We start from the raw sequence: 25,916 nt of genomic DNA, 5'->3' as shown, positions 1-25,916 counted from the left end.
ATGTCGACTATTAATAGCCACAGATAGTGTTGGGTTGAAAGCCCAGCTAGAGTTCAAGGCATTAGAGGTTCATTTGGCGAGGTTTGCGATGTCCCGCACGATCCGTTTTCACAAGTTTGGTCCTGCCGAGGTGCTCAAATGCGAAGAGCATGCGGCGTCTTTGCCTGCACCGGGCGAAGTGCAGGTGCGCGTCGAGGCGATAGGCATCAGTTGGTATGACACTCTCTGGCGCCAGAACCTGGCCCCGTCCCATGCTCGTCTGCCTTCAGGCCTTGGCCAGGAGATGGCCGGTATCGTCACCGCTGTCGGTGATGGCATCGATGACCTGGAAGTGGGTGACAAGGTTGCCAGCTTTCCGGCCCAAAGCCCGAACGACTACCCGGTCTACGGTGAGCTGATCGTTCTGCCACGCTCGGCAGTCACCCGTTATCCGGATGTGCTCAGCCCGATTGAAGCCAGCGTGCACTACACGCCGTTGTTGATCGCCTATTTCGCTTATGCCGATCTGGCTCGGGTCAAGCCCGGGCAATTCGCCCTGGTGACCGACGCGAGCCATTGCGCCGGACCTTCGTTCGTACAACTGGGCAAGGCCTTGGGTGTTCGAGTGATCGCCGCGACCAAGACCGCGGAGGAACGTGAATACCTGCTGTCGCTGGGTGCCGAGAAAGTGATCGTTACCGAGGAAGAAGATCTGCTCATGCGGATCAACAAAATCACCGATAACCGCGGTGTGGACGTGGTGTTCGATGGTTTGGGCGGTCCGCAGATGTCGTTGCTGGGCGATGTGCTGGCACCTCGCGGCAGCCTGGTGCTGTACGGCCTGCAAGGTGGCAACCAGACGCCTTTCCCGGCCTGCGCAGCCTTCCAGAAGAACATTCAGTTTTTCGTGCACTGCATCGGCAACTTCACTGGCAAGCCGGAACTGGGCATCACCCAGGACCAGGCCGCACTGCAACGTGCCTTGCGCGACATCAATCAGCTGACTGCCGACCGCGTTCTGCTGCCGCTCAAGACTCGGGTCTTCCCGTTTGCCGAGTTTGTCGAAGCACACCGCTACATGGACGAATGCCCGTGTTACGAGAGGGTCGCGCTGCAGGTCGAACCGGCATAACAACTGCCGCAATAACCCACCCAAGAGTCCGTGCCCGCACGGACTCTTTCGTTTCAGCCCCACCCTCCCCAAAAAAAGCCGTCGACCCGCAGGCCGGTCCAGCAACTGAACTGGTTTTTGCCCGTAATCTGTAGCTTCTAATCAGCCACTAAGCCCTGATAATTGAATGATTACTTTCATCTCAAGGAATGAGTCATGGCTGGGTGTCAGGCTGAAACTTTTCAATGTGCGCCGTCGGTGCAAATCTCCAAATTAGTTTGTTGTTGTTTAGTTGCCAAAAACACAGCGACTACTTCCTTCTTTATTTCTTGTATTAAGTGTCTGTGGGACTTTGTCGGACATTTCCTAGGACTTCGCTTTCAATCGGGAAAACCCCTGCCAGCCGGGCACTACAGCCTTACCTCCGTTGTTAAACCGAGGAGGTGTTGCGATCGTTTCAAATGATTTCAAGAAAATTCAAGTGTTAGCATTTGGCAATAAAGTCCATGACTCCATTCGCCCCGACAGTCCAACGGGATTTGCTGTCTGCGCGATGTTGAACTTACGAGTATCAGGTAAATAAAGATGACCAGCATCCATGACCAAGCGATGAACCATGTCTATCAACAAGTGCTGCAGCGATTGCTGGGTTTCTTCTCCCGTGCCGAACGCACTGCATTGCAATTGTTGATTCAGCGTCTGGCGGTAGCGGCGGGGGGCATGGAGCACATTGGCGATTACAAGGTGTTGGCGATCCAGTCCGGGGCCCGTGACAACTGCTACACCCTGGCACTGTTGCGTGCTGCGCAGTTGACCATTGCCACTCGGTCGCCGGCGACATTCCAGTTGCGCATCGCCTCGTTGCGGTTGAACGGGGCAAACTGCGCGGCCGTGGAAAACATGCACCGGACCAACAGCGCATTGTTTGTCTATGACGATCCCCGGGTCGAGGTGTTGATGGTCGATGATCGGGAAGTCTTGCCGTTCAACCACCTGACGCCGATCTCCGACGCCGGTCGCGAGTCCAGTCGCCTGAACCTGCTGCTGATCGGCCATCGACGGGAGTGGCGTGGCGGGTTCGACCTGTGGGATGACGGTTATCTGGCCACGGGAGAGTTCTACGGACAAATCGCCCGCTGGGACTCTGGTGTCGACGCCTTGCTCAGCAGTGACACGCCGCGTCAGCAGAAGCAGTTCATCGACGGTTTGAAGCGTGCCGCCACCAAGGCAGGGCTCAAGCCTTCGCCCGCAGGCGAGGCCGGTTATGCGGGGTTGTTTGCATTGCTCGATGAACTGGGCAGCGACTGTTATCACGCGTTCTACGCCGATTACGGCCAGGCCCGGTGGCGTCCGCAAGAGCGTTTTGAGACCTGTCGTCGTACGGCCTGCATCGACATTCACGACCTGCTGGTCAGCAACCTGGAAGAGCGCTGGCCATTGCTGACTGAGTTTCTCCGGTTCCAGCCTGACGAACTGTCCGCGCAGATCAGCGACAACGAATTCGTCAGCCCGTCGATCTCGGCGCACGTCAGGGGGTTGCAGGCGTGCTACGTGCAAGGCCGCAATTACGAGTCCGGCATTGCGCAATACCTGCAACGCGCCTTGGTGATGATGCGCCGCAAGCGCTTGCCCGAGCGCTTGTGCGAGCAGGCCATCGAGGTCTTCGGTAACCCGGCGACACTGACCGAGCAGCGCGCCCGAGCGGCGGCCGAAGCGCAAAAGAATCTGGACCTGAGTGAAGCACAACTGGTGTGCCTGCTTTTTTCTCCTTTCATCGAACAAGGTGCGGGGCTTGAGCGTTTCCTGCGTCAGTGCCATCCCGGCATGCTGGTGGCCATGCCCGAGTTGCATCGGGCCATGCAGGGGCATCCGGTCGCCGAACAGATCATGCAATGGATGACTGATGTCAGCGGATTGCCCGTCAGCCTGATCGGCCAGCTTTACCGCATGGAGTGGACGCCCGCAGGCGCTGGCGGGGCGGCTGAAGCAAACAAACGGAGGGCCGCGTCGCAAAATACGCTGGGCGATCCTGATGCTGACAGCACGTTGGCGGATGAATGGTCAGCGGGTCACTGAGCGTGGGCGGATTTTCAGCCAGTGCGGTTGGCCTTCGCCCATGAAAGGTCCACGAGAAACGGATTTCGCCTATCAGGCGGTTTATCGATACCTGGTCAGCCTGATCAACGAGTCTGAAGGAGATTCGCGCATTCGCCTGCCGTCGCTGCGGCATCTGGCGGAGCGTCTCAATGTGTCGATCTCGACCATTCAGTACGCCTATTCGCTGCTGGAGAAAGAAGGGCGCGTCTATTCGGTAGCCAAGTCCGGTTACTACGCATTGCCAGTGTCCTCAATCAACCTGCAGGACAGCGGCAGCGATCTGCTGGAAGCGGTCTACGTCAATGCCAGGCGTCCGGGGATGCTGGTCTTGAGCGCCGATGAACCGGCGTTGCTGCAGCCGCTCGACAGCCCTTTGTTGTTGCTGGAGCGGGAGTTGCTGCGCCAGTATCCCCGACAGCCGCAGTCGCCTTCGCAACCCTGTGGCGAACTCGAACTGCGCACCGCCCTTGCAGCACGCTACACCACGTCTCCGATGCGTTACTGGCACGCCGATGATGTCTACATCGGCGCCGACCTGCGCGGTGTACTGGAAATCCTGATCGCCGTGCTGGGCTTGAAAGACGCCACGATGGTGGTCGAATCGCCGTGCGACTGGACGATCCTGCGTTTGCTTCAAGCTGCCTGCGTGCGGGTGATCGAGTTGCCTGTGCAGGCCGATGGCTGCCTGGATCCGGAACGGCTCAACATGCTGCTGGATACCGAGCCGGTAAGGCTGGTGATGCTTTCATCGGCCCTGAACATGCCCCGCGGCAGCCAGGCGCCTGACGAAAACAGGCAGGCCATTGCCCGGCTGTTGGCCGCGCATGACAGTTGGGTGCTGGAGAACGACTGTTATGGCGAACTTGGATTCGACCTGGGTGGCGTGCGCTTTCGCGACTTGCTGGACCCTGAACGGCTGATGGTGTTTTCCACGTTCGAGAAAATCATCGGGCCTGAAGCGCCCTATGGTTATCTGCTTTCAAGGCATTTGAGCGCTGAACTGCAACGGCACTTTCTGCTGCGTTCCTTCCGTCTCTCGCCGATTCGCCAGAAAGCCATCGCCCGCTTGTACAGCAGCGGTCGCATCGATCAACACCTGCTGGTGCTGCGCCGGCTACTCAAGGAGCGCAAGAGTCAAATGACCCTGTTGTTGCAGGAGCGATTGGGGGATGCCTTGCATTTCGTCGAGCCAGAAGGTGGTGCAACGATCTGGGTGCGCTCGTTGCGTCGGGTCAATGTCCGTCGTGTGTTCCAGCGCCTGTTGGCCCACCAAGTGGTCATCGCGCCGGGCGAACTGTTCAGCCTCCAGGGTCTGCACGGACAGCATCTGCGCTTGAGTCATACCTTCGGCGGCGATCACAACCTGGCGACCGCACTGGGACTGCTGGGGGATGCGCTGCGCCTGGAATCAATCGAGTGAGCGAGACAAAAAATAACAACCTCCGCTGTGTTGGATCGATCCCATCGCCTTGCGGTCAAACTGCCAGTAAACTGCGACCCAATTCCTGAACCACTCTATTCCAGAGGTTTTGCATGACACTCAGTCCTTTTGCGGGTAAACCGGCACCGGTAGAATTGTTGGTCGACATCCCGCGACTGGTAACGGCCTATTACACCGGCCAGCCTGATGCCGCGATTTCGACCCAGCGCGTTGCCTTTGGCACGTCCGGGCACCGGGGCAGCTCGTTCGACTTGAGTTTCAACGAATGGCACGTGCTGGCGATCAGCCAGGCGATCTGCCTGTACCGCGAAGCTCAAGGTATCGATGGCCCGCTGTTTGTCGGTATCGACACCCACGCGCTGTCCACGCCGGCCGGCGCCAGCGCCCTCGAAGTATTGGCGGCCAACGGCGTGACCGTGATGATTGCCGCTGGCGACGAATACACGCCGACACCGGCCATTTCCCATGCGATTCTCTGCTACAACCGCGGTCGCACCAGTGGCCTGGCGGACGGCATTGTCATCACGCCGTCCCACAACCCGCCGCAAAGCGGTGGCTACAAGTACAATCCAACAAACGGTGGTCCGGCCGATACCCACATCACCAAGTGGATCGAAGCCAAGGCCAACGAACTGCTGGCCAACAAGCTCGCTGGCGTCAAGCGCATCAGCTACGAGCAGGCACTGAAGGCCAGCACCACCCATCGTCACGATTACCTCAACACCTATGTCGCCGACCTGATCAACGTGATCGACTTCGACGCCATCCGCGATGCCAAGCTGCGCCTGGGTGTCGATCCGCTGGGTGGAGCGGGGGTGCGCTACTGGTCGGCGATTGCCGAGCATTACCGCCTGGACCTGGACGTGGTGAACAAAGAGGTCGACCCGACCTTCCGCTTCATGACCGTCGACTGGGACGGCCAGATCCGCATGGACCCATCGTCCAGTCACGCCATGCAAGGCCTGATCGGCCTGAAACAACGCTTCGACGTGGCATTTGCCTGCGATCCGGACCACGACCGCCATGGCATCGTCACGCCGTCCGGTGGTCTGCTGGCGCCGAACAACTACCTCGCCGTTGCCATCGACTACCTGTTCCAGAACCGTCCGCAATGGCGCGCCGATGCTGCCGTGGGTAAAACCGTGGTCAGCAGCGGCCTGATCGATCGCGTGGCCAAGCGCCTGGGTCGTCGCCTGTACGAAGTGCCGGTCGGTTTCAAATGGTTTGCCGATGGCCTGTTCGATGGCTCCCTGGGTTTCGGCGGCGAAGAAAGCGCCGGTGCCTCGTTCCTGCGCAAGGACGGCGGTGTCTGGAGCACCGACAAGGACGGTTTGATTCCGGCCCTGTTGGCCGCCGAGATGACCGCCCGCACCGGGCGCGACCCGAGCCAGGCTTATCGTGCCTTGACCGACGAACTGGGTGAGCCGTTCTCGGTGCGGGTCGACGCCAAGGCCAATCCGGAGCAGAAAGCGCTGTTGAGCAAGTTGTCGCCGCAACAGGTCACCTCGACCGAACTGGCGGGCGAGCCGATCCAGAGCATCCTCAGCCACGCACCGGGCAATGACCAGGCTATTGGCGGCCTCAAGGTCATGACCGAGAACGGCTGGTTCGCGGCGCGTCCGTCGGGCACGGAAGACATCTACAAGATCTACGCCGAAAGCTTTGTCAGCGACGACCACCTCAAGCAATTGGTGGCCGAGGCGCAAACGTTGGTGGATGGGGCCATTTCCGCGAAGTAAACGACGTAACTCCTAATGGAGCTGCAAATAATCCTGTGGGAGCGAGCTTGCTCGCGATGGCGGCAGGTCAGTCGACATAATTGTTGAATGTCAGACCGCTATCGCGAGCAAGCTCGCTCCCACAGGGGGGGGCGCTGCCGCCACAAAAAAGGGGCGACCAATACGGTCACCCCTTTTTTTGCGTTTGCGTTCAGCGAATCAAGCCAGATCCACCAGAACAATCTCGCTGTCCTCGATGGCCGTCACCCGCAGCACATGCTCATCGGCAACCGCGACACCATCTCGAGCTTGTGCACGCAAGCCATTGACTTCAATGACCCCGGTGGCCGGCACCAAGTACGCACGACGGCCCTTGTCCAGCGGATATTCGGCAGACTCGCCGGCCTTCAGGTTGGCCGCTACCAGCCGGGCATCGGCGCGGATGCGCAGGCTCTGATCGTCGCCTTCCTTGCCGCTGGCCAGGGTGACGAAACCTTCGCGGTTGCCTTTCGGGAACGGCTTGGCGCCCCAGGACGGCGCCAGGCCGGACTCGTTCGGGATGATCCAGATCTGGAAAATCCTGCTCGGTGTCGCTTCCAGGTTGTACTCGCTGTGAGCGATCCCGGTACCGGCGCTCATGACCTGGACGTCACCGGCTTCGGTGCGGCCCTTGTTGCCAAGGTTGTCCTGGTGGGTAATGGCGCCTTCGCGGACATAGGTGATGATTTCCATGTCGCGGTGCGGGTGTTGCGGGAAACCGGTGCCGGGAGCGATCACGTCGTCGTTCCAGACCCGCAGGTTGCCCCAGTTCATGCGCTTGGGATCGTAGTACTCGGCGAACGAAAAATGGTGGTGAGCATCCAACCAGCCGTGGTGAGCGCCGCCGAGCGAGTTGAAAGGTCTGAGTTCAAGCATGATCGTCTCCAGAAAAGGTTCGTCATGGGGCCAGGTGCCAGAGCCACGAAGCGAGACCGGTGAGTGATGACGGCCATCATCCAACAGGCAACAATCGATAAAAAGCGTAAAAAATGCAGCATTCCCATCGAATGGATTGATATAAAACGAACTCGAAAGTTTCTCATCCAGCTTTCACTTCATCGCATAAGCCAATGAGTCATAAGCAATTGACTAGAACTCGACGGCAAATGCAGACACCATAGCGCTCAACAGCCTCACACCCTGGAGTCAGTCCGCGTGCCGCAACACACCCCCGATCTTCCGCCTGAACTTCGCCCCCTGGCCGAGATGCCGCTGATCAAGCGATTGCTCGCCCGGTTCTTCGGCTACAGCCTGACCCGCCTGCACGCACAACATCGTGCGTCGTGGCTGCATGGCCAGGCCGACGGTTTTCGCAGCGGTCACAGCGCCGGGGTCGATTACGGCTACAAGGAAGGCAAGCTCGAAGGGCTGGAGGAGGGCCGGCAGGTCCTGCTGATCCGCGACTCGCGCAGCACTGAACACCGACCGCCGAATGTCGATGACCTGCTGTTCGACGACTGGCGCCTGCCGTTGAGCGCCGAGTTGAAGAAGCGCATGAAGGCCGATGTCGCCCGCTTGTTGCCGGCCCATGCCCAACCCAGCGCCGCACAGTGGAAAATGATCTTCAGCGACACCCCGTCCACCTCGGTGATCGCGGGTGCCGGTGCAGGCAAATCGACCACCCTGGTGCTGCGTATCTTGCTGTTGACCCATTACCTGGGCTTCGAACTGAGCTCGATGACGGTGGTGACCTTCACCCGCGAGTCGCGCAAGGACTTCATCAACAAGCTGATCGAACTGTTTGCGCTCTGGGGCCGCGCGATCAGTTTCAAGGAGGCGCGGGATCTGGTGCGCACCTTTCATTCGCGAATCCTGCCGATGGTGCGCAGCCTCCCGGGTTTCGAGCGCCTGCAGGCTTTCGAGAACCTCAGCCTGCGGGCTGCACAGGGTGATGAGGAGGTCGACAGCAATCCGTTCGATCTGCGCATCAACGACGCTCAACGCCAACAGCTCAACGCCTGTTATCACCGCCTGCACAGTGACAATGAGCGTTTTCGCGAGCTGATCAAGCCATTGTCCCGGCATGCCCTGCAACTCAAGGAACTGGAGCGCGATCACCCGGATGTGCAGAAACGCATGGGCGTTACCGAGCTGGCGGCCAAACGCGATGAAGAACTGTGCGACGCCATCGAGGACCTGTGGTTTCGCGCCGGTGCCTGGCCCATCAAGGGCATCGAACCGAATCGCCAGGCGTTCGATATCAACGGTTCGACATTCCATTGCCACGGCTACATCCCGTCCCTGGATGCCTGGGTGGTGCTGGGGTTCGATCCTCGGGAAAACCCGCAGGTCACGCGACCGAACGCCAAGCTGACGGTGCGTGCAGAGTGGGCAGTAAAGCGCACCCTGTTTCAAGCTTTCTGTCGTAAGCCATTGATATGGCTTGATAGTTACGATTCATCAAAGCGTGTCTTGGCCTCGCTCGCCGGCGATGCCAGCGCCGGGCCGGGCTTCGATTACAAGGTCAAGGGCGAGCTCGCTTCAGCGCCGCTGCTGGATTGCTTTGTCGCCGCCGCCGGGTTCATCGAAAACCTCGGGCTGGATGTGCCGAGTGCGGTAGGCCAGATGAGTTTCGCCAAGGACGATCCCGACCGGTTCTTTTTCGAGGCATTGAGCCTTTACTGGCGCGCGCTGGAAGATCATTTGCTGGATCAGAAGCCACCGATCATGACCTACAACCGGATGTTCGCCCTGTTCAGCGAGCATTCGCCGGAGAACCTCAAGCTGCTCGGCGACGAGCTGCTGCGGCCACTGTCACACCTGATGATCGACGAATTCCAGGATGTCTCGCCGCAGATCGTCTCCTGGATCAGGGCCAGCCTGGCAGAGATCCGCAGTCGCGGGCCGGCCATGCACGTCGGGCGCGGAGCCCAGCGCTCCTCGCTGCTCTGTGTGGGCGATGACTGGCAGTCCATTTATGGGTGGCGCGGCAGTTCGCCGACCTACTTCATGGAGTTCAACAAGGAGTTCCCGTCGCCGAGCACCACCAAGGTCATGCTCAGCGACAACTACCGCAGCCACCAGCACATCATCGATGCCGCCGAGCACATCGTGCGTGCAGCACCGGCGATTGCCGGGAAGAAAGCCAAGGCCAGCGGTGAGCCCAAGGCATTGCTGCCGGTGAACGTCCTCTATCGTGATGACCAGGGCATGGCCCAGCGCTTGATGGAGCATTACCGAAAGGGCGATTCGATCTTGATGCTTTATCGAAAAAGTAGCGATAAGGCATTGATAGAAGAGCATATTCAGCCTGTTGTTAATGTTGATTCGAGCTTGCCGTACGAGGCTCGCAGGCTCAAGCAACTGACGTATCACAGTGCCAAGGGCCTCCAGGCCGATGCGGTGTTTTTGCTGGGCGACTGTCAGCACCTGACCAGTTCACCTTACAAGAATCAGGTTTACCGGCTGGCGGGCCTGGGCAAGGCAGGTGACAGTGAGCCCTACGACAACGCCCAGAAGGACGAGATCCTGCGGTTGGCCTACGTGGGTATTACCCGCGCTGTAAGCCATTGCTACTGGTACGTCGATGCCCAAGACACCCAGGCCGCGAACATGCCCAAGGCTTCCGACCGGATCGGCAAGGGCAAGGCGTTCTTTGTCGATCATCGACAGGGCAAGGCTTCAGGCTGAGCGTTTAAACGCTGCCCACAAAAAAGCCCACCTGATGTGGGCTTTTTTCGTGGACCGCCTTCAGGCATAACTCCTGAACGCTTCTGGTGGAACGAAGGCTTCAAGTTCATCCTCCACCGCTTCGATTATCAGTTCTACATCCGCAGCATTCATGACGGTGGCGCAAGGAATACCGGCAATGGCGATCATGGTCTCGCCAGTGGCACGATCAAAAAGACGGGCAATCATGCTGCCCGGGGCGTCCATGCTCGCCTCGAAACCCATGGGATGAAAATGCCAGCGCATCAGCTGGCAGGCGTTTGGAAACGTAACCTTACTGAACCCTTTATTCATGTGTTGCCCGCCTTCATTATCGAGCGCGTCCGTTAGCTCATGGTAGGAGGGAAGAACCTTCATTGGTTCAACCAGTGACAGTTTTTAAAAGTAGCATCCGGATGTGAAAATAATGTGGAGTTTTCAGGCCGTTTGGCGATTGCCGCCATTTTTTTTGATCCAGCTCACGCTTATCGACCATTTGCCGGCACCTGCCTTCATCGGTTTAGTCGTTGAAGACAAAGCGCAAGTTGGGCAAGCTCGGTCTTTTCCCGTCGAGATGTTCAATGCACGCCGATGATGATGGCCCGCTGCAAACCCAGGCCACGGGCGAGACGGTCATGCGCTATCACTTGCGCTGGAAGCACCGGGATCTGGACGGCGTCATGGCGCTTTATCACCCTGAAGTCCAGTACAACGATTTTTTCCAGAACAAGGTCATGGGCCTGGCCGAGTTGCGCGAGTATGTGCGCAGCAGCATGCCCCGGGATCCGGATGAAGCGCTGGAGCATTCCGACCGTATTCGACTGGACGGCAACACCGCGTTCATTCAGTACCGCATCACCTTGCGCGGCGGTGAAGGGCTGGTGTCGTTTCGCGCCAGCGAAGCGATCACCGTCAAGGACGGGCTGATCTGGCGGGTCAATGAATATGCGTCATTGGTCCACGAACAACCCGGCAGTAAAACGTCCGGCAACCAGCGCCCGGCGGTCAGCCGTCTCGGCCTGTCGCCGCGCCAATTGAGCTTCATGGCTGATGACCTGCAGCAGTATTTCCAGGAGCAGCAGCCTTATCTGGACCCGGAGCTGGATCTGCAACGAGTGGCGAAGGAGTGTGGCTACAGCCGCAACCAGATTTCCTACCTGTTGAATCAGGTGCTGGGCCAGAGCTTCTACCGCTACGTCAACCAGGCACGCCTGCGACATTTGCTTGCAGCGCTGGACGCCGCCACACCGCCAGTGCGTATCGATGAGCTGGCCTTCGCTGCCGGGTTCAATTCGCTGTCGGCGTTCTACAGCTGTTTCCGCCAGCACACCGGCCAGTCCCCCAAGGCCTACGTCAAACAAATTTCTTTGCGTGCACGCGCGCAAGACAACCCCTGAGCCCACGCACTAGGATCAACGCCATCGAAGTTCGAGTGGCGGAGTCTTGCATGCCGGCGTGGCGCACTATCAGTTTGTGGATGGACCAGCTCGACGAGCCGCTATTGGCGCGTCCGGCGCTGGAGCGGGATCTGGATGTCGACGTGGCGATCATCGGCGCGGGCTACACCGGGCTCTGGACCGCGTACTACCTCAAGCAACACAAACCAGACCTGAACATCGCCATCGTCGAAGCGCAAACCGCCGGCTTCGGCGCGTCGGGGCGCAATGGCGGTTGGTTGATGGGCAACTTGCTTGGTGAGGATCGCCTGCTGGCCAACCTGCCGGCCGAAGAGCGCCGCGCCTCCTACGCTTTGTTGCACAGCATTCCCGATGAAGTGAAAATTGTCCTCGAACGTGAGGGGATCGACTGCGATTACCGTAAAGGCGGGGTGCTGTATTGCGCCGCGCGCTATCCGGAGCAGGAGGCCAGTCTGCGTCACTACCTGGACGATCTGCACCGCCAGGGCCTCAACGACAGCCACTATCGCTGGCTGAACCCGGAACAACTGGCGCAACAGATTCGCGTCGCCAAACCCTATGGCGGTATCTACGCACCGCACGTGGCGACCATCCACCCGGCCAGGCTGGTACGGGGGCTGGCCCGGGCGGTGGAGCGCCTGGGCGTCAGAATCTACGAAAACAGTCCGGTCACCCATTGGCAGTCCGGCAGCCTGCGCACGGCGAAAGCTTCGGTGCGCAGTCGCTGGGTGGTGCCGGCGGTAGAAGGCTACTCCGTCACGCTGCCGCCATTGGGGCGTTATCAGATGCCGGTGCAGAGCCTGATCGTCGCGACTGAGCCCTTGTCGGCGGCCACCTGGGACGAAATCGGCCTGAGTCGCGGCCAGGCGTTCAGCGAGGCCAGTCGCCAGGTCACCTACGGTCAGCGCACCGCTGACAACCGATTGATCTTTGGCGCCCGTGGCGGGTACCAGTTCGCCGGCAAGCTGCGCCACGACTTCGACCTGACTGCTGACGAAATACAGCTGCGGCGCTATCTGTTCGGCGAACTGTTCCCGCAGTTGAAGAACGTGCAGATCACCCATTCCTGGGGCGGCAACCTGGGCATGTCCCGGCATTTCCAGCCGCACATGCTTTGCGACCGGGCCAACGGCATCGCCCTTTCTGGCGGTTATGGCGGGGAGGGTGTTGGTGCCAGCAACCTGGGAGGCCGCACGCTGGCCGACCTGATCCTGGGGCGCGACACCGATCTGGTACGCCAGCCGTGGGTCATCCCCCAGCGCGGCCTCGACGCACTGCGGGCCTGGGAGCCGGAGCCGATCCGCTGGCTCGGCTACAACGCGATCATCCGCAGCTTTGTCCATGAAGACCAGACCCTGGCCAACCCGGCCACTGCGCCCTGGCGGCGCAAGCTGGCCAGCGGGGTGGCCGGTTTCATGGAAGGCTTCATGCACTAAACGGTGCGTTCTTCATCTACAGGCTACATCGACAGGTATTCCCATGAGCATCACGCAATTCAAGAACACCGCAACCCTGAAACTGGACGAATCCAATCCGGTCGCCGCGCCCCTGGGTACCCCGGTGGCCGTGGCCTCGACCACCAGCGTCGAACGCGACGACGGCGTCGAGACCGGCGTCTGGGAATGCACCCCGGGGCGTTGGCGCCGGCAGATCGTCGCCCAGGAATTCTGTCACTTCATCCAGGGCCGCTGCACCTTCACCCCGGACGGCGGCGAGCCCCTGCACATAGAAGCCGGCGACGCACTGATGTTGCCGGCCAACAGCCTCGGCATCTGGGACATCCAGGAAACCGTGCGCAAGACCTACGTACTGATTTTTTGAATTTTCAATTCTTTGAAATTTGAAAGCTGATCCTTTGATTGCCTGCCAACAAAAAAAACCTACAGGAATCGACCCATGCTACGAAAGACACTGACTCTGGCCCCGCTGATGCTGGCTGCATCGATCAGTCAGGCCGCCGAAACCGTCAAGATCTACAACTGGTCGGATTACATCGCGCCAGACACCACGAAAAACTTCCAGAAAGAAACCGGCATCGGCTTCACCTACGACGTCTACGACAGCAACGAAACCCTCGATGGCAAGTTGATGACCGGCAAATCCGGCTACGACGTGGTGTTCCCGTCCAACCACTTCATGGCCCGGCAGATTCAAGGCGGCGCGCTGAAGAAACTCGACAAGAGTCAGCTGCCGAACTGGAAGAACCTCAACCCGGTGTTGCTCAAGGCGTTGCAGACCAACGATCCGGGCAACGAGCACGGCTTCCCGTACCTGTGGGGCAGCACCGGCATCGGCTACAACATTGCCAAGGTCAAGGCCGTGCTGGGGGACAACGCCCCGGTGGATTCCTGGGACCTGATCTTCAAGCCGGAGAACATGCAGAAGTTGCAGAAGTGCGGCGTGGCCATCCTCGACAACGGCCCCGAACTGCTACCGGCGGCGTTGAACTACCTCGGGTTGCCGCATCACAGCAAGAACCCGGAAGACTACAAGAAGGCCGAAGCCCTGCTGATGAAAGTGCGGCCGTATGTCAGCTATTTCCACTCGTCCAAGTACACCAGCGACCTGGCCAACGGCGATATCTGCGTCGCGGTCGGTTTCTCCGGTGACATCCTGCAGGCGGAAAACCGCGCCAGGGAAGCCAATAACGGCATCGACATCGGCTACTCGATTCCCAAGGAAGGCGCAGCGATCTGGTTCGACATGGTGTCCATGCCGGCCGATGCCCCGGATGAACAGGCCGGCTACGCCTTCATGAACTACCTGCTGCGCCCGAACGTCATGGCCGGCATCAGCAACCATGTGCATTACGCCAATGGCAATGAACAGGCCGACAGCCTGATCGACCCGGCGATCAAGAACGACACCAAGGTTTACCCAAGCCCGGAAATGATGGGCAAGCTGTTTGCCCTGCAAGCCATGCCGTTGAATATCGACCGGATTCGCACGCGAGTGTGGAACAAGATTCGCACCGGCAGCTGAAGACTTGGTCAGGCGAACGGGACAGGACGTCCCGTTGCCATCGTTATCAGCCGACCGGCTCGGCTGCGCAACTCATCTGCCCTGAGCCGGGTATCTGGAAAAAAACGTCATCGTCGATTTGCCAGAAGCTGTAGCTGCCTTTGTAATCCTTGCCCGTGTACTGGGTTCCGGAATTGTTCGGCACCTGGTTCAGCGTCACCGAGGTGTTGGCCCATTTCAGGAACACCACGCCCGGTTCGACCGTAAAGAAGGTCGCGGCAACCAAAGCGTTAAACCCTGCGCAACGATAAGCCAACGGGCCTTCGGTGAGCCTGCTGGGGTCCTTGGTTCTCGCAATGGCCGAGCCCTGGCGCAGTTGGAACGCACGCTCGGCATAACTTCGCACGACGCATGCCTTGGCTTGAGTCCCGCCACCACACTGGTTACGGGACTCAAGCCAGAACCGCTGATCAATCTCGACTTTATTCGGGCGCGGCACTGAATGGTCGTCGCTGAGCGCCAGGAGATAAAGGCGATTGAGTTCCAGATCCATGCGCGCCAGTTGAGCGTCGTGACAGATTAGCTTTTCGGCGGATGCCTGGGTCGTGGTGCAATCGAAACTGGTTTTGTACGTTGGCAAGGGCTTGGGCTTGGCCTTTTTGGCGGCGTCACACACGCTCGCCGTCACGCATGCGCTGACGGCGAGCACAGAGGCCAGAAGTGGCATGACCATTTTCATTTCGGCGTCACCTGAGTCTTTGCGTGATGCCCGTATTGCAACGCCTGTGTCGAAGCGTTGCACAGTCATTCGGTCGCACGGGGTCTATCGAGTGTAAAGCAGTGCTCGAAACCTGCCACATCGTGCCAGGAGAAACGTCAGTCTTCTTCTTCGCGAATCGTCGCCACTTCATCGGCCCTGACTTTCACCATCGCACCGGAAATGTCCTCAAACTCAAAGAAGCCGTCCTTGGTTTTGGTTTTCGGTATGTCTTTGGTCAGGTATTGAGTGCCGTTCTGCAGCGTCACCACCGTTGGCGTCGAGCAACCGGCCAGCGCCAGCAGGGCCGCTGCAGCCAGGGGCAAGCCCAATGTCTTGATGTCCATGATCAACCTCCCGTTCGTTTAAAGCAGCGCCATCAGCCCGAGGCTGTCACTGCACCTGTATGGCGGTTGGTGCCGCCAGGGGGCAGAAAGTTCTACTGCCCGGAGAAAATTCCGTACAGCGCCGCCATTTATCCTTTTCCGATTGCGCCACGCAGCGTGGAACTGGTATCTGTATGCATAACCAGTACCTCTCGCCATGGCCCATTTTCCAGTGACCGCAAATCCCCTCGACGATCCGTTCTATTACTTGAACAACTTCATGCAAGTGCTTGACTGGCTTGAGCAGCGCTTTGCCGATGTGCTGAGCGTCGACGAGCAGCGTTTCATTAATCAGTTTAAGCGGTTGCCCCGTGAATCGCAGGCACTGCTGGTCAGAATGGTTATGCGCAAGGGTGTTCATTTCAGGGCGAGCAAACTGCACTACGAGGAAATCGGCGATACCGGCAGCGCCGTCGGGCCGCTGCTGGCACTTGGCTGGGTCGATGAGCAAATGCCGTTGGCGGTCGAAGCGCTGTTCGAGGTGCTGCTCAAGGGTGAAATCCTCCAGGCCTTTGGCCCGGTCATCGATCAGCCCAATGGCAAGAAAGCCGATTGGTTGCCGGCGCTGTGCGAACAGTTTCCCCAGGTGCAAAGCTTCAACGATTGGTGCCCGAGTCTGGACGAGCGCCTGTTCAGCCTGACCATCATGCAATTGTGCGACCGCCTGCGCCTGATGTTTTTCGGCAACCTGTATCAGGACTGGTCGGAGTTCGTGTTGGCCGACCTCGGTATCTACACCTACGAAAAAGTCGAATTCAGCGCCGAGTCCCGTGGCTTGCGCAGCCGCGAAGACGTGGATGCCTGCGTCCTCCTGCACACGTACCAGCAACAATTCGAGGCCGGTGAAGCGCTGGAGGAGGTGGCCGAACGGATCAAGGGCCTGGCGCTGGATAATCCGTGGTTGCAACGCCGGCGCGGCAAGCTGCTGTTCCAGATGGCCCAGTACTGCGAACGCATCGCCGATTTCTCCATGGCCCTGAACCTGTACCGCGAATGCGTTTATCCGGGCGCGCGGGCACGGCTCATTCGCGTGCTGGAACGCAGCGGTCAGTTTGAGCAGGCCATGGGCCTGGCCGAGCAGGCCGAACAGGCACCGGAAAGCGCCGCCGAACACCAGCAGTTGCTGCGCGTGCTGCCACGCCTGCGGCGCAAGCTCGGCGGGCCGCCCATCAAGCGGGCTGCGCCGCGGGAAATGCAGCGCCTTGACCTGCAATTGCCCAGGACAGACCCGGCGTTATCGGTGGAGTTCTACGTTCAGGCGCATCTGGCGCAAGAGTCGGCGCCGGTGCACTACGTGGAAAACAGCCTGGTCAATTCACTGTTTGGCCTGCTGTGCTGGCCAGCGATTTTCGCGCCGTTGCCGGGTGCGTTTTTTCACCCGTTCCAGCGGGGGCCGGTGGATCTGCTCAGCGAAGACTTCCAGGTCCGCCGGGCCGAACTGTTTCAGGCGTGCCTGGCCGAACTCGACGACGGGCGCTACCGGCAGACCATCCGCGAACGTTATGCCGCCAAGTGGGGCGTGCAGTCGCCGTTCGTGTTCTGGAGCGTACTCAGCGAAGAGTTGCTGGAGCAGGCCCTCGATTGCCTCCCGGCCGAGCACCTCAAGCACTGGTTCAACCGTCTCTTGCTGGACATCAAGGCCAATCGCGCCGGCATGCCGGACCTGATCCAGTTCTGGCCGCAGCAAAAGACCTACCGCATGATCGAAGTCAAAGGCCCGGGCGATCGCCTGCAGGACAACCAGTTGCGCTGGCTGGAGTTCTGCCATGAACACCAGATGCCCATCGCCGTGTGCTATGTGCAATGGGCGGAGCAGGGCGATTGAGCTACAGCATTGCGGTGCGGGCGCTGTGCGAGTTCACCGCCAAGGTCGGCGACCTCGATCTGCGTTTCACTCCGTCACCGACTGCGCTGGAAGGTATCGTCGGTCACCGCACCGTGGCCTCGCGGCGCAGCGAGGGCTACCAAAGCGAAGTTGCCCTCGAGGGCCAGTATCAGACCTTGACGGTCAAGGGCAGGGCGGATGGCTATGACCCCGGGCAAAACTGTCTGGAGGAGGTCAAGACCTACCGCGGCGACTTGAGCAAACAACCGGCCAACCACCGTCAATTGCATTGGGCCCAGGTGAAAATCTACGGCTGGTTGAAGTGCCGGAAACTGGATCTGCCGCAGATCAATCTGGCTCTGGTGTACTTCGACATTGTCAGCGAAAAGGAAACCTGCCTGGTCGAGCCTTTCGACGCCACCGAGCTGCAACAATTCTTCGAACAGCATTGCGCGCGGTTCCTGCAATGGGCCGAACAGGAAGTCGCCCATCGAGAAGGGCGCAATCTGGCCGCCCAGGGCCTGGCCTTTCCCCATGCCGGTTTTCGACCGGGGCAGCGCCACCTGGCCGAGTCGGTGTTCAAGGCCGTCAGCACGGGGCGCTGCCTGATGGCCCAGGCGCCCACGGGCATCGGCAAGACCCTGGGCACCTTGTTCCCCATGCTCAAGGCCCTGGCGCCACAGCAACTGGACAAGGTGTTCTTCCTCACGGCGAAAACCCCGGGACGCAAACTGGCCCTGGACGCAGCGCAAGTGATTCTTGCCTGCACCGATGCGCCACCGTTGCGGGTGCTGGAGATGATCGCCCGGGACAAGGCCTGCGAACACCCGGACAAAGCCTGCCACGGCGAGTCCTGTCCGCTGGCCCGGGGTTTCTACGATCGCCTGCCCGCCGCACGGCAGGCGGCCAGCCAACTGAGCCTGTTGAACCAGAGCGCCTTGCGCGAGGTTGCCCTGGCGCACGATGTCTGCCCATATTACCTGAGCCAGGAAATGGCGCGTTGGGCCGACGTGGTGGTTGCCGACTACAACTATTACTTCGACTTCAGCGCGCTGCTGTTCGGCCTGGCCCAGGCCAACAACTGGAAGGTCGCGGTGCTGGTCGACGAAGCCCACAACCTGGTGGAACGCGGCCGGCAGATGTACAGCGCCAGCCTCGACCAGGCGACCTTCAACGGCGTGCGCAAAACCGCGCCCGACGTGCTGAAAAAACCGCTGCAGCGGGTCAACCGCGCGTGGAATGACCTGCATAACGCGCAAACCGGCGCCTATCAGGCCTATGACAAGGCGCCGGAAAAGCTGCTTCAGGCTCTGTCATCGTGCAGCGCCAGCATCGGTGACTACCTCAACGATCACCCTCAAGGGCTGGACAGTGCACTGCAGGGGTTTTACTTCGACATGCTGCACTTTTGCCGGGTCGCCGAACTGTTCGATGAGCAGTTCCTGTTCGACATCAGCAAGCGCGACCTCGAGCGCCAGCGCAGCCTCTCGCAACTGTGTCTGCGCAATGTGGTCCCCGCCGGGTTCATCCGCCCGCGCCTGACCGCCGCGCGTAGCACGGTGCTGTTCTCCGCGACCCTCAGCCCCCGGCACTATTACGCCGATTTACTGGGAACACCGGCGGACACGGTGTGCATCGACGTCGAGTCGCCGTTTCACGCCGATCAACTGCAAGTGCACATCGTTGACCAGATCTCCACGCGGTTCGTGCATCGCCAGGCGTCTCTTGAGCCGATCGTGGACTTGATCGCCAGGCAGTTCTGCGAGCGCCCCGGCAATTACCTGGCGTTTTTCAGCAGTTTCGATTATTTGCAGCAGGTGGCGCAGTTGCTGGCCGAGAAACATCCGCACATCAGTCTGTGGTCACAGTCCCGAGGCATGGGCGAAGCGCAGCGTCAGCAGTTTCTCGATCAGTTCCACGCCGACGGCCAAGGGGTCGGCTTTGCGGTGCTGGGAGGGGCCTTTGGTGAAGGCATCGATTTGCCCGGTGCCAGGTTGATCGGCGCATTTATCGCTACGTTGGGTCTGGCGCAGCTCAATCCGGTGAACGAGCAACTGAAACGGCGCATGGCCGCCATTTTCGGTGCCGGTTATGACTACACCTATCTTTATCCCGGTGTGCAGAAAGTGGTGCAGGCCGCTGGGCGGGTGATCCGTACGCAACAGGATCAAGGGGTGGTGATGTTGATCGACGATCGTTTTGGCGAGAGCAAGGTCAGGCAGTTGCTGCCGCGTTGGTGGGCCATGGCAGGCAATTATTCGTAGCATCACAGCATCGGGTTATCGCCCTGTGGGAGCGAGCTTGCTCGCGATAGCGCCGTGTCAGGCAACATCATTGCCGACTGACAGGACGTCATCGCGAGCAAGCTCGCTCCCACAGGGATCTTCGTTGTTGCTGAGGGGGGGATCAGGCCTTGAGATGGCGCAAGCTGCGCTCCATCCGCGCAATGCCTTCTTCCAGCAGCGACCGTGGGCAGCCGAAGTTCAGGCGTACGAACTGCTTGCAGTCATCGCCGAAGTCCAGGCCGGCGCTCAAACCGACCTTGGCCTGTTCCAGGAAGAACTGCTGCGGGTCGTCCAGCCCCAGTGCCGTGCAATCGAGCCACGCCAGGTAGGTGCTTTGCGGCAGGTTCATGGTGATGCCCGGCAGGCGGGTGCGCACGGCCTCGGCCAGGAAGTCGCGGTTGCCTTGCAGGTAGACCTTCAGCTCGGCCAGCCATGGCGCGGCTTCGCTGTAGGCGACGCGGGTGGCTTCCATGCCCAGCGGATTGACGCTGTCGACCATGCCGCAACGGGCGTGGTTGACCTTCTCGCGCAGGTGGCGGTCCTGGATGATCATGAACGAGGTCTTCAGGCCGGCGATGTTGTAGGCCTTGCTCGCCGACATCAGCGTGATGGTGCGCTGGGCGACTTGCGGGCTCAGGGTCGCCATCGGAATGTGCGTGCGGCCGTCGAAGCACAATTCGGCGTGGATCTCGTCGGAAATGATCCAGGCACCGTGCTCAAGGCAAATGTCGGCAATGGCTTGCAGCTCTGCGCGGGGGAAGGCCTTGCCCAGCGGGTTGTGCGGGTTGCTCAGCAGCAGTGCGCCGCCACCTTGCAGCGACTGGCTCAGGGTATTCAGCGGCGTGGTGTAGGTGCCGTCGGCTTGCGCATCGAAATTCAGTTCGACCTTGTTCAGTCCCCAATGCCCGGGCGCATGGCGCAGCGGCGGGTAGTTCGGCACCTGCACAACGACATTCTGTGGCGCCTGCACCAGTGCCTTGAGCGCCATGTTGAAACCGGACTCGACGCCCGGCAGGAAAATCAGCTCCTGGGGCTCGACGCGCCAGGTGTACTTGTTCCAGAGGTCGGCAACGATTGCCTCCCGCAAGTCTTCCTGGGCCACGCTGTAACCGACCATCGGGTGTTCCAGTCGCTTTTGCAGGGCCTGGATGATCACCGGCGGTGCGGCGAAATCCATGTCGGCGACCCACATCGGCAACACGTCGGCCGGGTAGCGGCTCCACTTGGTACTGCCGGTGTGGTGGCGGTCGAACACCTGATCAAAATCGAAAGTCATGCGTAGTCTCATGAAAGCTGGGTTGGAATGCTGACCATGATAAACGCCAAGCCCTGTGGGAGCGAGCTTGCTCGCGATGGGGCCAGTACAGTCAGCATTGAGGTTGCCTGATCCACCGCCATCGCGAGCAAGCTCGCTCCCACAGTCTGTTTGCCTTGGGCGCCCACCGGGAATCGTCCGACGGTCGGCTGTCATGGTGAATTCGACAGCATTGACTACAGTTTGTAGTGTCGGCAGCCAGACTGCCCCGACCGTGGTTGTTCAAAAAAGCCCGGCCATGTACCGGGTTCCACCTGATCAGGAGTGCACGATGGACCTCAGCCGTCGTCAGTTCTTCAAGGTCGCCGGTATCGGCCTTGCAGGCTCTAGCCTGGGCGCGTTGGGCATGGCCCCGACGACAGCCTTTGCCGAACAGGTGCGTCATTTCAAGCTCGCCCACACCCATGAAACCCGCAACACCTGCCCGTATTGCTCGGTCGGTTGCGGCTTGATCATGTATAGCCAGGGCGATGCGGCGAAGAATGTCGCGCAAAACATCATCCACATCGAAGGTGACGCCGACCACCCGGTCAACCGCGGTACTCTTTGCCCCAAAGGCGCAGGCCTGCTGGACTTCATTCACAGTCCCAGTCGTCTCCAGTACCCGCAGGTGCGCAAGCCTGGCACCAAGGAGTGGATACGAATCTCCTGGGATGAAGCGCTCGATCGCATCGCCGACTTGATGAAGGCCGACCGCGACGCCAACTTCATCGAGAAGAACGCCCAGGGGCAAACGGTGAACCGCTGGCTGACCACCGGTTTTCTCGCGGCGTCGGCCTCGTCCAACGAATCGGGTTATATCACCCATAAGGTGATTCGCAGTCTCGGCATGCTGGGGTTCGATAACCAGGCACGTGTCTGACATGGCCCGACGGTGGCAAGTCTTGCCCCGACGTATGGCCGTGGTGCCATGACCAACCACTGGACCGATATCGCCAACGCGAATCTGGTTCTGGTAATGGGTGGCAATGCCGCCGAAGCGCACCCTTGCGGTTTCAAATGGGTGACCGAAGCCAAAGCCCACAACAAGGCGCGGCTGATTGTGGTCGACCCGCGTTTCACCCGTACGGCCTCGGTGGCCGACTATTACGCGCCGATCCGCACCGGGACCGACATTGCCTTCATGGGCGGGCTGATCAATTACCTGCTGACCGAAGACAAGATCCAGCACGAGTACGTGCGGGCCTATACGGACGTGTCGTTCATCGTCAAGGCCAGCTACGGTTTCGAGGACGGGATCTTCAGCGGCTACGACGCGGCCAAACGCAGCTACACAGATAAATCCGGTTGGGGTTACGAAATCGGCGAAGACGGTTTTGCCAAGGTTGACCCGACACTGCAAGACCCTCGTTGCGTCTACCAATTGATGAAGCAGCATTACAGCCGCTACACCCTGGAACTGGCCAGTCAGGTCTGCGGCATGCCCGTGGAGGCCATGAAGAAAATCTGGGAAGAGATCGCCACCTGCTCGCAACCGGGCAAAACCATGACGATTCTCTACGCGCTGGGCTGGACCCAGCACTCAACCGGCTCGCAGATGATCCGTAGTGCGGCCATGGTGCAATTGCTGCTGGGCAACGTCGGCATGCCGGGCGGGGGCGTCAACGCCCTGCGCGGGCACTCCAATATTCAAGGCCTGACCGATCTCGGTTTGCTGTCCAACCTGTTGCCTGGTTACCTGACCTTGCCGGCCGATGCCGAACAGGATTACAGCGCCTACATTGCCAAGCGTGCACTCAAGCCGCTGCGTCCCGGGCAGATGTCCTACTGGCAGAACTACGGCAAGTTCCACGTCAGCCTGATGAAAGCCTGGTACGGCGCCAATGCCACCGCCGAGAATCACTGGGGTTACGACTGGCTGCCCAAGCTGGACATTCCCGGCTACGACATCCTGAAAATGTTCGACATGATGGGTAAGGGCGAGGTCAATGGCTACATGTGCCAGGGCTTCAACCCGATCGCCGCCTTGCCGGACAAAAACCGGGTGATGAAGGCGCTGGCCAAACTCAAGTGGCTGGTGGTGATGGACCCACTGGCTACCGAAACCTCGGAGTTCTGGCGCAACGTCGGGCCTTACAACGACGTGGAAACGGCCAACATCCAGACCGAGGTCATCCGCCTGCCCACCACCTGCTTCGCCGAAGAAAACGGTTCGCTGGTCAACAGCGGCCGCTGGCTGCAATGGCACTGGAAGGGTGCCGATGGCCCGGGGCTGGCGCGCACCGACGTGAAAATCATGGCCGAGCTGTTCTTGCGCCTGCGCAAGCGTTACCAGGCCAACGGCGGTGCTTGGGCCGAGCCGATCCTCAAGCTCGACTGGCCCTACAAAGTACCGGATGACCCGACGCCGGAAGAGCTGGCCCGGGAATTCAACGGCTACGCCGTCGCCGATGTCACCGACGCCTCGGGCGCGGTGGTCAAGGCCGGTCAGCAGCTGTCCGGCTTCGCCCAGCTCAAGGACGATGGCAGCACGGCGTCCGGTTGCTGGATCTTCTGCGGCAGCTGGACCGAGCAGGGCAACCTGATGGCCCGGCGTGACAACAGCGATCCTTTCGGCATGAAGCAGAACCTGGGCTGGGCCTGGGCCTGGCCGATGAACCGACGGATTCTCTACAACCGCGCCTCTTGTGACCCCCAAGGCAAACCGTGGGACGCGAACAAACGGCTGGTGTGGTGGAACGGCAAGGTGTGGACCGGCACCGACGTGCCCGACTACAAAGCCGATGCACCGCCGGAAGCCGGAATGAACCCGTTCATCATGAACCCCGAAGGGGTGGCGCGTTTCTTCGCCCTCGACAAGATGAACGAAGGGCCGTTCCCGGAACACTATGAGCCGTTCGAGACACCCATCGGTATCAACCCGATGCACCCCAACAACAAGCAGGCGACCAGCAACCCGGCCGGGCGGATCTTCGATTCAGTCTGGGAAACCCTCGGGCAGGCCAAGGACTTCCCGTATGCGGCGACCAGCTACCGGCTGACCGAACACTTCCACTTCTGGACCAAGCATTGCCCGATCAACGCCGTTACCCAACCCGAACAATTCGTCGAAATCGGCGAGGTGCTGGCCAAGGAGAAGGGCATTGCTGCCGGTGACCGAGTAAGGGTCAGCTCCAAGCGCGGGCATATCGAAGCGGTGGCGGTGGTGACCAAGCGGATTCGTCCGCTGCAGGTCAACAATCAGGTAGTTCACCAGATCGGTATCCCCTTGCACTGGGGCTTCACCGGCGCCACCCGTCACGGTTACCTGACCAACACCCTGGTGCCGTTTCTCGGCGATGGCAACACCCAGACCCCGGAATCCAAGTCATTCCTGGTCAACGTGGAGAAAGTCTAAATGGCCAGCCAAGACATCATCGCCCGCTCGGCCACCACCACCGTGCCATCCTCGGTACGCCAGCAGGAGGAAGTCGCCAAGCTGATCGACACCACCAAATGCATCGGCTGCAAGGCCTGTCAGGTCGCCTGCTCGGAATGGAACGAGTTGCGTGACGAGGTCGGCCATAACCATGGCACCTACGACAACCCGCAAGACCTCACCGCAGAAACCTGGACGTTGATGCGCTTCACCGAGCACGAGACAGACGCCGGCAACCTGGAATGGCTGATCCGCAAGGACGGCTGCATGCACTGCGCCGAGCCAGGTTGCCTGGCGGCATGCCCCAGCCCGGGGGCGATCATCAAGCACGCCAATGGCATCGTCGATTTCGATCAGGATCATTGCATCGGTTGCGGCTATTGCATCACCGGGTGTCCGTTCAACATTCCACGGATCTCGCAAAAGGATCACAAGGCCTACAAATGCACCTTGTGCTCGGACCGGGTGGCGGTAGGCCTGGAACCGGCCTGCGTGAAGACCTGCCCGACCGGTGCCATCGTGTTCGGCTCCAAGGACGACATGAAGGAACATGCCGCCGAGCGTATCGTCGACCTCAAGAGCCGGGGCTTTGAAAACGCCGGCCTGTACGACCCCGAAGGCGTTGGCGGCACTCACGTGATGTACGTGTTGCACCACGCCGATACGCCAAGGCTGTACGCCGGCTTGCCCGATCACCCGGCGATCAGCCCGTTGGTGGGGTTGTGGAAAGGCATCAGCAAACCCTTGGCGCTGCTGGCCATGGGCGCGGCGGTGCTGGCCGGGTTCTTCCACTACGTGCGCGTCGGCCCGCAAATCGTCGAAGAGGATGAACATCCGGAGCCGCCGGACACCGCCGTGCATGAAGTCGATCCGTCGGTGCACACCTTCGATCCCCGTGGGGAGGGCAGGCCATGAGCAACAAGACGATCCTGCGCTACACCAGCAATCAGCGCACCAATCACTGGCTGGTGGCGATTCTGTTCCTCATGGCCGGGCTGTCCGGACTGGCGTTGTTCCACCCGGCGTTGTTCTGGCTGAGCAACCTGTTCGGCGGCGGGCCATGGACACGCATCCTGCACCCGTTCATGGGCGTGCTGATGTTCGTGCTGTTCCTCGGCCTGGTGCTGCGCTTCTGGCGCGCCAACTACTTCATCGCCAATGACCGCCTGTGGCTCAAGCGCATTGATCGGGTCATGAAGAATGAAGAGGAGGGCGTCCCGCCTATCGGCAAATACAACCCCGGGCAAAAGCTGCTGTTCTGGACTTTACTGCTGTGCATGCTGGTGCTGTTGTTCAGCGGTCTGGTGATCTGGCGTGCGTACTTCAGCGAGTATTTCGGCATCACTACGATACGCTGGGCGATGTTGCTGCATGCGCTGGCCGGTTTCGTGCTGATCCTGAGCATCATCGTGCACATCTATGCCGGCATCTGGATCAAGGGCTCGGTCAGCGCCATGTTGCACGGCAAGGTCAGCCGCGACTGGGCCAGGAAACACCACGAACTCTGGTATCGCCAAGTGGCTCAAGATGAGACCCGCGACGAAGCACCCAAGCGACCGATCACCAAAAAGGGCTGAC

Annotated in this window: 19 protein-coding genes; 14 read left to right on the top strand and 5 right to left on the bottom strand. The window is 60.2% G+C overall.

The annotated features are described in order from the left end of the window. Positions 1-88: 88 nt before the first annotated feature. The 4 genes from KGB28_RS01685 (at position 89) to pgm (ending at position 6,367) form a co-directional block, all read left to right on the top strand. Complete coding sequence (locus KGB28_RS01685) at positions 89-1,111, top strand: zinc-dependent alcohol dehydrogenase family protein (RefSeq protein ID WP_223441596.1); 1,023 nt, start codon at positions 89-91, stop codon at positions 1,109-1,111. 564 nt (positions 1,112-1,675) lie between these two features. Continuing rightward, positions 1,676-3,166, top strand: coding sequence for a hypothetical protein (locus tag KGB28_RS01680; protein ID WP_223441594.1), 1,491 nt, complete (start codon positions 1,676-1,678; stop codon positions 3,164-3,166). A 40-nt stretch (positions 3,167-3,206) separates the two neighbouring features. Then, positions 3,207-4,607 (top strand): PLP-dependent aminotransferase family protein, encoded by a 1,401-nt coding sequence (locus KGB28_RS01675; RefSeq protein WP_223441591.1) that lies wholly within the window; start codon positions 3,207-3,209, stop codon positions 4,605-4,607. Positions 4,608-4,720: 113 nt separating this feature from the next. Then, positions 4,721-6,367, top strand: coding sequence for a phosphoglucomutase (alpha-D-glucose-1,6-bisphosphate-dependent) (gene pgm / locus KGB28_RS01670; protein WP_223441588.1), 1,647 nt, complete (start codon positions 4,721-4,723; stop codon positions 6,365-6,367). Positions 6,368-6,565: 198 nt separating this feature from the next. Here the strand turns inward: pgm and KGB28_RS01665 are convergent, their stop codons facing one another. Next, the gene (locus tag KGB28_RS01665; protein ID WP_223441585.1) at positions 6,566-7,261 is read right to left on the bottom strand and encodes a pirin family protein; all 696 of its coding nucleotides are present in this window, start codon (positions 7,259-7,261) and stop codon (positions 6,566-6,568) included. 279 nt (positions 7,262-7,540) lie between these two features. On the opposite strand from KGB28_RS01665, the gene KGB28_RS01660 reads away from it, so the two are divergent. After that, positions 7,541-10,015 (top strand): UvrD-helicase domain-containing protein, encoded by a 2,475-nt coding sequence (locus tag KGB28_RS01660; RefSeq protein ID WP_223441583.1) that lies wholly within the window; start codon positions 7,541-7,543, stop codon positions 10,013-10,015. Between the two features lie 60 nt (positions 10,016-10,075). Here the strand turns inward: KGB28_RS01660 and KGB28_RS01655 are convergent, their stop codons facing one another. Continuing rightward, the gene (locus KGB28_RS01655; RefSeq protein ID WP_150755521.1) at positions 10,076-10,348 is read right to left on the bottom strand and encodes a DUF1652 domain-containing protein; all 273 of its coding nucleotides are present in this window, start codon (positions 10,346-10,348) and stop codon (positions 10,076-10,078) included. 266 nt (positions 10,349-10,614) lie between these two features. On the opposite strand from KGB28_RS01655, the gene KGB28_RS01650 reads away from it, so the two are divergent. The 4 genes from KGB28_RS01650 to KGB28_RS01635 all read left to right on the top strand — a co-directional run bounded on the left by KGB28_RS01650 (position 10,615) and on the right by KGB28_RS01635 (position 14,433). Continuing rightward, a complete protein-coding gene (locus KGB28_RS01650; protein WP_223441581.1) occupies positions 10,615-11,430 on the top strand; it encodes a helix-turn-helix transcriptional regulator in 816 nt (271 codons plus the stop codon). 50 nt (positions 11,431-11,480) lie between these two features. Further along, on the top strand, positions 11,481-12,887 hold the full coding sequence (locus tag KGB28_RS01645) for an NAD(P)/FAD-dependent oxidoreductase (RefSeq protein ID WP_223441580.1): 1,407 nt from the start codon (positions 11,481-11,483) through the stop codon (positions 12,885-12,887). Between the two features lie 43 nt (positions 12,888-12,930). After that, positions 12,931-13,272: a cupin domain-containing protein gene (locus KGB28_RS01640; protein ID WP_223441578.1), complete on the top strand. Its 342-nt coding sequence runs from the start codon at positions 12,931-12,933 to the stop codon at positions 13,270-13,272. A 75-nt stretch (positions 13,273-13,347) separates the two neighbouring features. Then, entirely contained in the window at positions 13,348-14,433 is a 1,086-nt protein-coding gene (locus KGB28_RS01635) for a polyamine ABC transporter substrate-binding protein (protein ID WP_223441576.1), read from the top strand. A gap of 46 nt (positions 14,434-14,479) precedes the next feature. On the opposite strand, the gene KGB28_RS01630 is transcribed toward KGB28_RS01635, so the two are convergent. Both KGB28_RS01630 and KGB28_RS01625 read right to left on the bottom strand, forming a co-directional pair. Further along, positions 14,480-15,151 carry an MliC family protein gene (locus tag KGB28_RS01630; RefSeq protein ID WP_223441574.1) on the bottom strand — a complete coding sequence of 224 codons (672 nt, stop codon included), beginning with the start codon at positions 15,149-15,151 and terminating at the stop codon, positions 14,480-14,482. 137 nt (positions 15,152-15,288) lie between these two features. Continuing rightward, positions 15,289-15,516 carry a YgdI/YgdR family lipoprotein gene (locus KGB28_RS01625; protein WP_150723809.1) on the bottom strand — a complete coding sequence of 76 codons (228 nt, stop codon included), beginning with the start codon at positions 15,514-15,516 and terminating at the stop codon, positions 15,289-15,291. A 196-nt stretch (positions 15,517-15,712) separates the two neighbouring features. On the opposite strand from KGB28_RS01625, the gene KGB28_RS01620 reads away from it, so the two are divergent. Together KGB28_RS01620 and KGB28_RS01615 are read left to right on the top strand one after the other, a co-directional pair. Beyond that, positions 15,713-17,380, top strand: coding sequence for a VRR-NUC domain-containing protein (locus KGB28_RS01620; protein ID WP_223441572.1), 1,668 nt, complete (start codon positions 15,713-15,715; stop codon positions 17,378-17,380). Then, the gene (locus tag KGB28_RS01615; protein ID WP_223441569.1) at positions 17,377-19,644 is read left to right on the top strand and encodes an ATP-dependent DNA helicase; all 2,268 of its coding nucleotides are present in this window, start codon (positions 17,377-17,379) and stop codon (positions 19,642-19,644) included. The genes KGB28_RS01620 and KGB28_RS01615 overlap by 4 nt, the downstream gene beginning before the upstream one ends. Positions 19,645-19,786: 142 nt before the next feature. Here the strand turns inward: KGB28_RS01615 and KGB28_RS01610 are convergent, their stop codons facing one another. Next, entirely contained in the window at positions 19,787-20,941 is a 1,155-nt protein-coding gene (locus KGB28_RS01610; protein ID WP_223441566.1) for a MalY/PatB family protein, read from the bottom strand. A gap of 310 nt (positions 20,942-21,251) precedes the next feature. On the opposite strand from KGB28_RS01610, the gene fdnG reads away from it, so the two are divergent. From fdnG to KGB28_RS01595, 3 genes are read left to right on the top strand one after another with little or no spacing between them, the layout of a single operon-like run. Further along, complete coding sequence (gene fdnG / locus KGB28_RS01605) at positions 21,252-24,317, top strand: formate dehydrogenase-N subunit alpha (RefSeq protein WP_223441563.1); 3,066 nt, start codon at positions 21,252-21,254, stop codon at positions 24,315-24,317. Further along, entirely contained in the window at positions 24,318-25,253 is a 936-nt protein-coding gene (fdxH, locus tag KGB28_RS01600) for a formate dehydrogenase subunit beta (protein ID WP_223441560.1), read from the top strand. Then, positions 25,250-25,915 (top strand): formate dehydrogenase subunit gamma, encoded by a 666-nt coding sequence (locus KGB28_RS01595; RefSeq protein WP_223441559.1) that lies wholly within the window; start codon positions 25,250-25,252, stop codon positions 25,913-25,915. The genes fdxH and KGB28_RS01595 overlap by 4 nt, the downstream gene beginning before the upstream one ends. The last annotated feature ends 1 nt before the right edge of the window (position 25,916 follow it).

This window comes from Pseudomonas sp. BF-R-19 (assembly GCF_019956445.1).
GTDB lineage: Bacteria > Pseudomonadota > Gammaproteobacteria > Pseudomonadales > Pseudomonadaceae > Aquipseudomonas > Aquipseudomonas fluorescens_BH.
Note: the sequence above shows the minus strand (reverse complement) of the source record. Positions and strands in the feature narration are given on the sequence as shown.

Coding starts and splice junctions, on each gene's coding strand:
- KGB28_RS01680 (WP_223441594.1), top strand. CDS start 1,676: ATGACCAGCATCCATGACCAAGCGATGAACCATGTCTATCAACAAGTG.
- KGB28_RS01655 (WP_150755521.1), bottom strand. CDS start 10,348: ATGAATAAAGGGTTCAGTAAGGTTACGTTTCCAAACGCCTGCCAGCTG.
- KGB28_RS01675 (WP_223441591.1), top strand. CDS start 3,207: ATGAAAGGTCCACGAGAAACGGATTTCGCCTATCAGGCGGTTTATCGA.
- fdxH (WP_223441560.1), top strand. CDS start 24,318: ATGGCCAGCCAAGACATCATCGCCCGCTCGGCCACCACCACCGTGCCA.
- KGB28_RS01630 (WP_223441574.1), bottom strand. CDS start 15,151: ATGAAAATGGTCATGCCACTTCTGGCCTCTGTGCTCGCCGTCAGCGCA.
- KGB28_RS01665 (WP_223441585.1), bottom strand. CDS start 7,261: ATGCTTGAACTCAGACCTTTCAACTCGCTCGGCGGCGCTCACCACGGC.
- KGB28_RS01650 (WP_223441581.1), top strand. CDS start 10,615: ATGCACGCCGATGATGATGGCCCGCTGCAAACCCAGGCCACGGGCGAG.
- KGB28_RS01640 (WP_223441578.1), top strand. CDS start 12,931: ATGAGCATCACGCAATTCAAGAACACCGCAACCCTGAAACTGGACGAA.
- KGB28_RS01620 (WP_223441572.1), top strand. CDS start 15,713: ATGGCCCATTTTCCAGTGACCGCAAATCCCCTCGACGATCCGTTCTAT.
- KGB28_RS01625 (WP_150723809.1), bottom strand. CDS start 15,516: ATGGACATCAAGACATTGGGCTTGCCCCTGGCTGCAGCGGCCCTGCTG.
- KGB28_RS01610 (WP_223441566.1), bottom strand. CDS start 20,941: ATGACTTTCGATTTTGATCAGGTGTTCGACCGCCACCACACCGGCAGT.
- KGB28_RS01645 (WP_223441580.1), top strand. CDS start 11,481: ATGCCGGCGTGGCGCACTATCAGTTTGTGGATGGACCAGCTCGACGAG.
- KGB28_RS01595 (WP_223441559.1), top strand. CDS start 25,250: ATGAGCAACAAGACGATCCTGCGCTACACCAGCAATCAGCGCACCAAT.
- KGB28_RS01635 (WP_223441576.1), top strand. CDS start 13,348: ATGCTACGAAAGACACTGACTCTGGCCCCGCTGATGCTGGCTGCATCG.
- KGB28_RS01685 (WP_223441596.1), top strand. CDS start 89: ATGTCCCGCACGATCCGTTTTCACAAGTTTGGTCCTGCCGAGGTGCTC.
- pgm (WP_223441588.1), top strand. CDS start 4,721: ATGACACTCAGTCCTTTTGCGGGTAAACCGGCACCGGTAGAATTGTTG.